7 protein-coding genes and 4 pseudogenes are annotated in these 8035 nt (G+C 58.4%); 5 read left to right on the top strand and 6 right to left on the bottom strand.

From position 1 onward, the window contains the following. Positions 1–337, bottom strand: a 337-nt coding sequence (locus NKH42_RS30575) for a hypothetical protein (protein ID WP_352753653.1), incomplete at its 3' end; no start/stop codon positions are given. Positions 338–746: 409 nt separating this feature from the next. Here NKH42_RS30575 and NKH42_RS30580 point away from each other — a divergent pair. From NKH42_RS30580 to NKH42_RS30600, 5 genes and pseudogenes are all read left to right on the top strand, one after another. Then, positions 747–1688 carry a Vgb family protein gene (locus tag NKH42_RS30580; protein WP_352974801.1) on the top strand — a complete coding sequence of 314 codons (942 nt, stop codon included), beginning with the start codon at positions 747–749 and terminating at the stop codon, positions 1686–1688. A gap of 350 nt (positions 1689–2038) precedes the next feature. Beyond that, positions 2039–2338, top strand: a complete 300-nt coding sequence (locus NKH42_RS30585; RefSeq protein WP_352509916.1) for a DUF1236 domain-containing protein — start codon at positions 2039–2041, stop codon at positions 2336–2338. A gap of 623 nt (positions 2339–2961) precedes the next feature. Continuing rightward, complete coding sequence (locus NKH42_RS30590; RefSeq protein ID WP_352509915.1) at positions 2962–3444, top strand: YidB family protein; 483 nt, start codon at positions 2962–2964, stop codon at positions 3442–3444. Between the two features lie 34 nt (positions 3445–3478). Continuing rightward, positions 3479–3895 carry a DUF4112 domain-containing protein gene (locus tag NKH42_RS30595; RefSeq protein ID WP_352509913.1) on the top strand — a complete coding sequence of 139 codons (417 nt, stop codon included), beginning with the start codon at positions 3479–3481 and terminating at the stop codon, positions 3893–3895. 376 nt (positions 3896–4271) lie between these two features. Beyond that, a pseudogene (locus NKH42_RS30600) lies at positions 4272–4469 on the top strand (IS110 family transposase); the annotation flags it as partial. Between the two features lie 783 nt (positions 4470–5252). Here NKH42_RS30600 and NKH42_RS30605 read toward each other — a convergent pair. From NKH42_RS30605 to NKH42_RS30625, 5 genes and pseudogenes are all read right to left on the bottom strand, one after another. Beyond that, positions 5253–5438: a hypothetical protein gene (locus tag NKH42_RS30605; protein WP_352509912.1), complete on the bottom strand. Its 186-nt coding sequence runs from the start codon at positions 5436–5438 to the stop codon at positions 5253–5255. Between the two features lie 281 nt (positions 5439–5719). Beyond that, entirely contained in the window at positions 5720–5947 is a 228-nt protein-coding gene (locus NKH42_RS30610; RefSeq protein ID WP_352509911.1) for a hypothetical protein, read from the bottom strand. Between the two features lie 697 nt (positions 5948–6644). Beyond that, positions 6645–7031: pseudogene (locus tag NKH42_RS30615) on the bottom strand (HipA domain-containing protein); the annotation flags it as partial. Continuing rightward, positions 7004–7141, bottom strand: a pseudogene (locus NKH42_RS30620) (pyridoxamine 5'-phosphate oxidase family protein); the annotation flags it as partial. The pseudogenes NKH42_RS30615 and NKH42_RS30620, both read right to left, overlap by 28 nt. A 646-nt stretch (positions 7142–7787) precedes the next feature. Then, positions 7788–8035, bottom strand: a pseudogene (locus tag NKH42_RS30625) (hypothetical protein); the annotation flags it as partial.

The following is an 8035-nucleotide window of genomic DNA, read 5'->3' on the forward strand; positions in this document are numbered from 1 at the left end:
GGTTCGATTGCAGCCGCTGCAAGCCGTCGGTGAAGATCACGCTTCTAGAGGTGCACCCGGAGCACCTGCCGAAGCGGCTGATGATCCACAAGCCCATGAAGATCGATGGCAAGATCCATTGGACCACAGAGCGGTTCCGCGGATGACAGACCGCCTCAAGATCCACCTCGCCGACCAGGGCGGCTTCGAAGCCGTCGACGGCAGCACTGTGCTTGCTGCTTTCGAAGATGCTGTCGAGGCGTTCGAATTCGCCCGCGACCGCGGCGCCCGTGTCTGGTTGGATTGGGACAGAACCGTCATAGGTGGGGAAACGGTGCCCGGAGAGATACCTGGTCATGGACGACCTCTACCTCCGATCCACGCTTCCGACTTCATGGCGGACAGCGAGGAACCGCCGACACAAAGGAGCAATCGGTGTTCGAGCTCGAACGAGAGTTCACGCGCTTCATCGCCGAGACGAAAAAAGGGCGTGCGACGTATGGGAGCGTCTTTCCAAACCGAAAGAAGTTCGAACTCCTGGCGCCTGAGAGCTGGATGCTGTCGGATCCCTCCGCAAGGCCTGGGAGCGTTTTCGGCTTCCGGTGCTGCCGTCCAAAGTTTATGATCTAGCTAGCCGGCCCCGCGAAGCGGAAGACGCTTGAACAACAACCATCCTAGCCGTGATGCCAGGGGTGCTTGCGTTTGGCCGCTACTTGGAATGACCAGAGCCAGTACGGCGAGGTGGAATTCCCCTGATGGAGGGGCAAATGGGAATCCAAACAGCAACATACGCGATCGCTCTTTCGATAGCAGCTTCGGCTTGGGCAACTCCGGCAGCTCCCGAGGAAAAACCCCCTGAGGTGCTCATAGAAGCGACAATAGAGCGTGGCGGCGATTTCTTAGCCTTCGGTTTTGACTCTCTCTGGATGATGAGTGGCCGTAAGCTTGTTCGGATCAATCCAGACGACAACTCTGTTACCGACATTCCCATTGAGGGGGCTGTCGGCAGTTACCGCGGGATTTCCATCGGCGAGGGCGCCGTCTGGGTGCCGGATGTCGGCAGCAAGACAATCTACAAGGTAGACCCGCGCGCAAACAAAATCGTCCTGCAAATACCGTCCCTCCTATTCGACAGCGAAGGTAGCATCGGAGTCGGTGAAGGTGCCGTATGGGCCGTCACCGGTAGCAATGGCCAGATCCTGGCTCGCTATGATGCTCAGAATGGGAACGAGGTCGCGAAGGTACCGCTGCCATCTACCAGCTCCGGCGTAGTCGCAGACTTCGGGTCCGTCTGGGTTACAGGAACTGCGAAAAGTGAATTGTACCGTGTCGATCCGAAAACGAATCAGATCGTTACGACAACTGCTCTCAACCCAGAGCCGCGGTTCCTGACGTCCGGCGAAGGATCGATCTGGGTCCTCAATCAGGGCGACGGAACCGTCCAGCGGATCGATGGCAAAACCGGTGAGGTTCTCGCCACCATCGAGGCTGACGCCGCCGGAGAGGGCGGCGATATAGCAGTCGGAGGCGGCTTTGTCTGGCTATCAACGATACTCGTCCCGGTCATTCGCATTGACCCGAATACGAACTCGTTCAGTGGCAAGTTCAAGCGCCCATCCGGAGTGTACCTAGGCGACGCTATCCGTCATGGAGATGATTCGCTATGGATCTCCGGCAACTCGATCTTCCGCATCAAGCCGCCGGGATAGTTCGTTACCGCGTGGCTCTTGAGCTTTTGGCGCGAACTCGATTCTGTCCGTTGTTGGCGGATAACCGATGGGGTCAACAAGCTTAGTTGCGGACTTTTTCAACACTATCGAGCCCTTCCGGACCAGCAGCACGCGTAAGCCTCCGGAAGGCGTCAAGAAGCGGCCGGCTACTCAATGGGTCAGCCTGGGGTGAAGCTGCGCATTAAACATCTGCGGGGCGAGCACAAATATATCCGTGACGCTTCGCATGGTTTAAGCCCCTTCGAGGAACGTTCGTTGATTGGCTCGCGTTGAGGTGAGCTTGGCGCGATGAAGCTGCGTCCCGGCAAAATCTCAACAAGGAGACGGCTATGAGAATGCATCTTTCAACCGCAGCGGCGGGATTTCTGCTGCTGGCCGGCATTGGTGCCGCCGCCGCCCAGGACGTGATCATCGAACCGCAGCAGGAAACCGTCATCAAGGAATACGTGAAGAAGCAGCCGCTCGCATCGGTGAAAATCCCTGGAGTGGAGCTTAACATCGGCTCGCCCCTCCCAGACACCGTCGAGCTGCATGAAGTGCCGAACGTCAAATACCGTTATGTGGTCGTCGACAACCGGACCGTTCTGGTGGATCCGAGCACGCGCAAGATCATCAAGGTCTACGACTGATCTGATCTTGGGATCGCTGGCCCCGATGGCCACGGCAAAGCGTCAATAGTCCGGGTCAGCCGCTCGACAGTCTCGATGATCGCTTTTGCAAGCGCCTCGCCCTCATGCACCGGCAACGGTCCATAGAGCAGGTTGACTGCCTCCTCGCTCGGCAGCACGCCGGCCGATCGCCATACGCACGAGCTGCAGGCCGGTTCTTTCTCCGTAGATGTAATTTTCATCCATCGCCAGGATACTGGCGCTGGGTTGTCGATCGTCAAGACCGGCCGGCGCGCATCATGGCGCGGGCGATGGCGAGCTGCGCCTCGACCTTGGCGTTTTCCTTCTGCGTCAGGTTGTCGGCGGCGATCAGGCGCTTCGAGGAACGCATGATCTCTCCGCGCCGAAGCGGCCTCGCCCGAGCCAGTTATCCGATCACCCGCTCAGATTTTTGTACCAAACACTCGCCCCCTCGTACTAAGGAACAAATCCGCTCATGCTCAATCGCCGACGAAAGCCAAGTTCTTTCAAAGTGATAGTGGGAAACCGCAAACTCCAGCGTGCGTCCTGCACAATATTAGATCGTCGTTCGCGGAACTTTTGCCAGGCGGAGCCCTTTTTCAAGTTGGAATAAGGAGGAACCAATGGCAAATCTGGGAAAACTAGCGATCGCGATGCTTGGGGTTCTAGCCTACCAGAACCGCGACAAGATAGGAGACATGATCCGTCGCGCGCGGGAACGCGATCCAAACAATCCGCAAGGTGGAATGGTCGATCAACTGTCCAAAGGTGTGTCGGGCACCGCTCTCGGCGACATCCTCGAACGATTCAGAAATGTGGGTGCGGGATCAAAGGTAGACTCTTGGGTGAGCACTGGACCGAACCAGCCAATCGAGCCACGCGAGGTGGAGATGGCCATAGACGAGGATACGCTCACGTCTCTTTCTATGCAGACCGGTCTTTCGCGCGAGGAGCTCATTGCCAGGATCACGCGAGATCTGCCTGAGGCGGTCAATCAGATGACCCCGAATGGTGAAATGCCCCCAGCTGAGCCGACGCAGGGCTCGGATGAAACGACCCTGCTCGACGACGTGCCCCCGGGTTGGACGCAGGCTAAGGGTAACTGATCAATGATCCAGCCGGCGCGAGCGAAAATCTAGAATGACTGCCCTGGATCGAGAAGACCTGATACTTCGCCGCAACCGTTCAAAGCCAGCGAAGAGCGCGCAGGGCTTTGGCGAGCTTAAGGCAGCGACAGCAATTGACGAGTTGGATCTCTTGGCCGGTCTACTCGATTCCCGCTGGCGCGTCCCCGGAACTTCAATACGTTTTGGAATGGACGCCTTGGTCGGCCTAGTCCCTGTCCTGGGAGATGCAGCATCAGGCCTGGTTTCAGCTTACATCGTCTTACAAGCGCGTAACTGCGGTGCTGGGAGTGGCCTGATCGCTCGCATGTTGGGGAACGTGCTGCTCGATACGGTTGTGGGGAGCGTTCCTATCCTAGGTTCGATCTTCGACGTATACTTCAAGGCGAATAATCGCAACCTCGGGCTGCTTCGCCGACACCTCCAAAGGTAAGCCAACTGCGATTACCGATTCCGACCGCCCGTCATTTCAGACGATGCTGAGCGCTAGTACCTTGGCACGCGTGTTGGCAGGGAGTTTCTCGGGAACGGCATGCGCCACGCACATTAGTCCAAACGCATCGGCACCATGAGAAGCCCAGTCGTGGTTAGGACCAAGACCGATGTTGCGCGCGTCGTCGCGTAGCGTTACGACCGGTTTCAAGAAATGGCGCGACTGCGCCCATTAACCAGCCCGCAGCTTCGATCGACCGAGAGCCCGGTAACCCTTTCGGCTGAAATCCTGGGCGGCCCTCTCAGCCCATTGTTGTTACATTCGCTTGCTCGTGTTGAGCGCTGCCGCGGCGGAGGGTGGCATGGGAGAAGAATCATGCCTAACAGGAACAGAGGCCACATCGGCCGCGCTGGATATGGCCGCGAACAAGACCGATGCGAATGATGCGAATGGCCTGGCACATCTGGCCGAGGTTGGTTTCTACCGAGAAGTTCGGGTCAAGGGTTTCGACAGCATGCTGATCCGCACGCTGATCACCGCACGGCGCCAGCTTCTCAAGATGCGGTTGCAGATACCGTCGACGATGGTCTTCTGATTGGCGGCGCCTGCAAGCGCAACACCAACAACATCACGTGGACCACCTTACGGAGCGGGGCGAAGACACTCAGGGCAGGCACCGGAGAAGCTGGGGTTGGGACTTTCCGACAAATGCCCAGACCAATCGCGCCCTCTGTTTCACGAGCACCGGCAAAGATCTTGTCTCAATGCTGCTGCAGTCGTTTCCGAAGTATTAGTCAGGGTGGAACTTTAGTGATTTCTGATGATTGTCTGTGATCAGCGAGTGCGCCCCCTCAGCGCCCGCTGCAGACGGGCCAAAAGCCCGATCGGGCCCGCGTTCTCCGCCAGAGGCGCGGGCTTTTTTTGTTGTCTGGGGGAACACGGTCGGCGACAATGGTTCGGTCGGCGACAAAAGCCCGTACCGTCAGATCGAGGACAATAATGCGGGAGAGGCGATACTTATCTGATAAAGAAAAATCCGACAGACAGGAGCGCACGTCGGATGCTGCACGGGCTTTCACCGACATTGAGCGCATCGCGCGAGATGCAAAGACGGCTCGGCTACGGGAGCAACGACTTACGGCCGAAACCGCTCCTGCTGCTGCGCTGGCATCGAAGCCGAAGCTGAACCGAAAAGGCAAGAAGGCCAAGTAGGCACGCTGCACCAGACAGACCTCTTATGGAACGCAACCTTGAGACGCGGATTAGGCATCTGCAGCATTGCTACGAGACCGATGCTGAGATCGGTGTCCTCCGGTCGGCCCGCGTCCTCTCCCGGAGGGTGGGGGCCACCCTTGTGTCACGACTTTGCCGGCGGCGTTTGGCGCTTCTTCAGGATCCGTGCCTCGCGCAGCAATGATGCGCGATCGGTCCCAATCATTTCAATCAGATCGCTTGCCTGCGCCTCCGTTATACCGGTCTCCTCCGCGAGGCCCTTCGCCTGAGCCTCCTTGAGTCGCTCGCGGCTGGGCTTGTCATCTCCCACTTTGAAATTCCTTTCCGACGGTATTATCGTACCAATCGTCGAGAGGGTGACTTGTTCCTCGAACCGCCGACTAAAGTCTGATCGGCAACCGCCGACTAAGGTCCGATCGGCTCAATCCGACTCGCAATTGCTCACCGGGCCTGCATCGTTGGAAGCACGCCTCGCTGCAGGATTTTCGGGAAGAAGGAACTTAATCCCATTCGCCAGCTTATGGCTGGATGAGCACACGTGGCATCAACTTCTTCGAGAAATGGATGGCAGAGCATCTGCCTAACGCAAGGTCAAGCGATCCGTTCGCTATTAGGAATCTTGCCGACCAGGCCCTGAAAGCGGCTGAGGAGAGCGGCATCAAGGCACACGAGATCGAAGAGGAGGTCGGGAACGTTTTCGACGTCATTGTCGCCGCCATGCTGCATCGTGAAGGCGGCATGGTGGAAGCGACTTGCATCCGGCCGACAGACCGGGGACAGTGAATTCGGTGCGGCGACCCCATCAACGGAGATCGCCATGCATGCTGACCACGAATTCTGAAGAGCAATCTGTCGAGCTTTCCTCGCGGGGCTGTCCGCCGAAGCCGCACTCACCGTTGCGAGAACAAGTACGAGGCAGCCGCGCGTCGCATTATTGGCGCTCAGTTTTGAACGAATCGATCTCGTCGCGAAGCTCGCGGACCTCTCTCTAAGCTCTGTATGCGGTTCGCTGCTTCTCGGCCGTTGTCATCCGCCAAGAGTGCCGCTTTCGAAAGAGTGCTTATTGATGCGCCTTGTCCGTTCAGGTCGTCCGCATGCTGATTCAAAAGATCCACGTGCTCATTGTGGAGGCAAAGCAGATAATCAATGGCCCCGTTTACGTCGCTCCTCATTTGGAAGCACGTAGCAGAGGCGGGAGTGGCACAGATCCCAGCCAGCGCCGCTATTCCAATAACCTTCAGCATTTGCCCCTCCCAAGTGACGTGAAGCAAATCACCAATGGGAGGTCCGCGCAAGCTTCCCGCCCTCGGACGACCTAAGCCATGTCGCGCAGCGGCTTTCTGCGCTTTGGCGCCCTGTACTTCTCAACCAGCCTGACCTTGCTGATATCGACCGTCACCAGCGATCGTCAGCCCGATCAGGGGCGTTTGGCTCGAGTCGAATCCAAAGCGGGCTGTCCTGCGCCTGGTCGGGCTCGCCAGGAACATGGCTGCAGCAAGTCGAAGGCCGGGACGCGCGGCGCCAGAGCCCTTTTGAGATCATCGTGCTCGAAAGCGATCGCCATCCCGTTGATCTCCGCCGGTCGCGCCCCCGCGGCCTTGGCAAAATCGCGCCTGGTCGACGTCACCACGGCGACCGTTCGCGCCTGCGGGAGCGTCAGCGCGAAGAACCCGGCGGCGCTCTCCAGAAGACCAAGCGAACACGAATCGATGTTGGTCGTCAGAACCCGCGGCTCTAGATCCGTCGGGACCGGATTGAGATCGTAGGCAGGCGATAGCGACCATCATGCCCTTCCCAGCCAAAGGAAGCCGTGATTGCGCAGGTGATCGTCGACGTTGGAAATCAGCACGTTGAAGGCGAAACGGCGATAGAGGGCACGCGATCGTCTCGCGCCAGATTCTCCGCCTTCTGGCTATCCAGGCCGCAGAGGAAATAGAGCGTAAGGCCTTCGTTCACGTAGCCGACGGTCGCCGCCTGCGGCCAGCCGTCCGGCCTCAGCGTTGCAATTGTCATTCGGCGATTGTCCTCTATAGGGGCTTTGAACTAACTCCCCTCGCGACCGTGCGCGTACTGGTCCCAAAATTACCGTCCCCAATACGGCTAATGGCCTCGATTACCACGCCATAGCAAAAACATCGGCACCACTCAAACGAATGGCAATTATCTGTCGGAATGCGTTTAGGGTCCATTCACGGAGACCCACGCTTCGGTCGCGGGGGACACAGTAACTTCCCCTTTAAAGGCGTCGAGATTGCCACGAGCACCGAAAAGTCAGTTCCTTAGACCTAAAGATCGAGCGATCTGCCAGCGGGTTGTCGATCAGATAGTCGCCGACGCGAAATCGTACAGCACCTTGATAGACAGCCAGATTCTCGCCTCGACCACGCTGTCTCTCTTTAGATCCGGGGTCGGCAATGAAGCGAATTTGCTGGCACATGTTCGCGCGCGCCGCCATGACTTCATGAAGCAGGCCGGCACTGCTTCGCCGGAAACCGGACCTTAGGTTCATCGCCCGCCCTCTGCCTTGCCGTAGGGGCTCGGGTTGGTGTCGGGCGTATAAATCAGTCCAACGCGCTTGCCGCCGCACTTGGCGCATTTCAGCTTCGGAATGAGATCGTCCGCCATCGCTGCATCCGGGCCGAGCTTGGCCCTCAGCTTCTCAAGCGGCTGGTTTTGGTGACACCGCGGATTGTGGCAGGACGCAGTGAGCCGTGTCTTCGAGTCGATCAGAGTTTGCGGGGTCCAGCCTTTTGCCACGCCCCTGTCCCCGGAACCGTTCGGTAGTCCAGCGGATCTTCCCGTCGACCTTCACCGGCTTATGGATCACCAGGCGCTTGGGAAGGTGCTCCGGATGTACTTCGAGCAGGGTGATCTTCACCGTCAGCTTGCAGCGGCTGCAGTCGAACT

The organism is Mesorhizobium sp. M1142 (assembly GCF_040318565.1).
Taxonomy (GTDB): Bacteria; Pseudomonadota; Alphaproteobacteria; order Rhizobiales; family Rhizobiaceae; genus Mesorhizobium.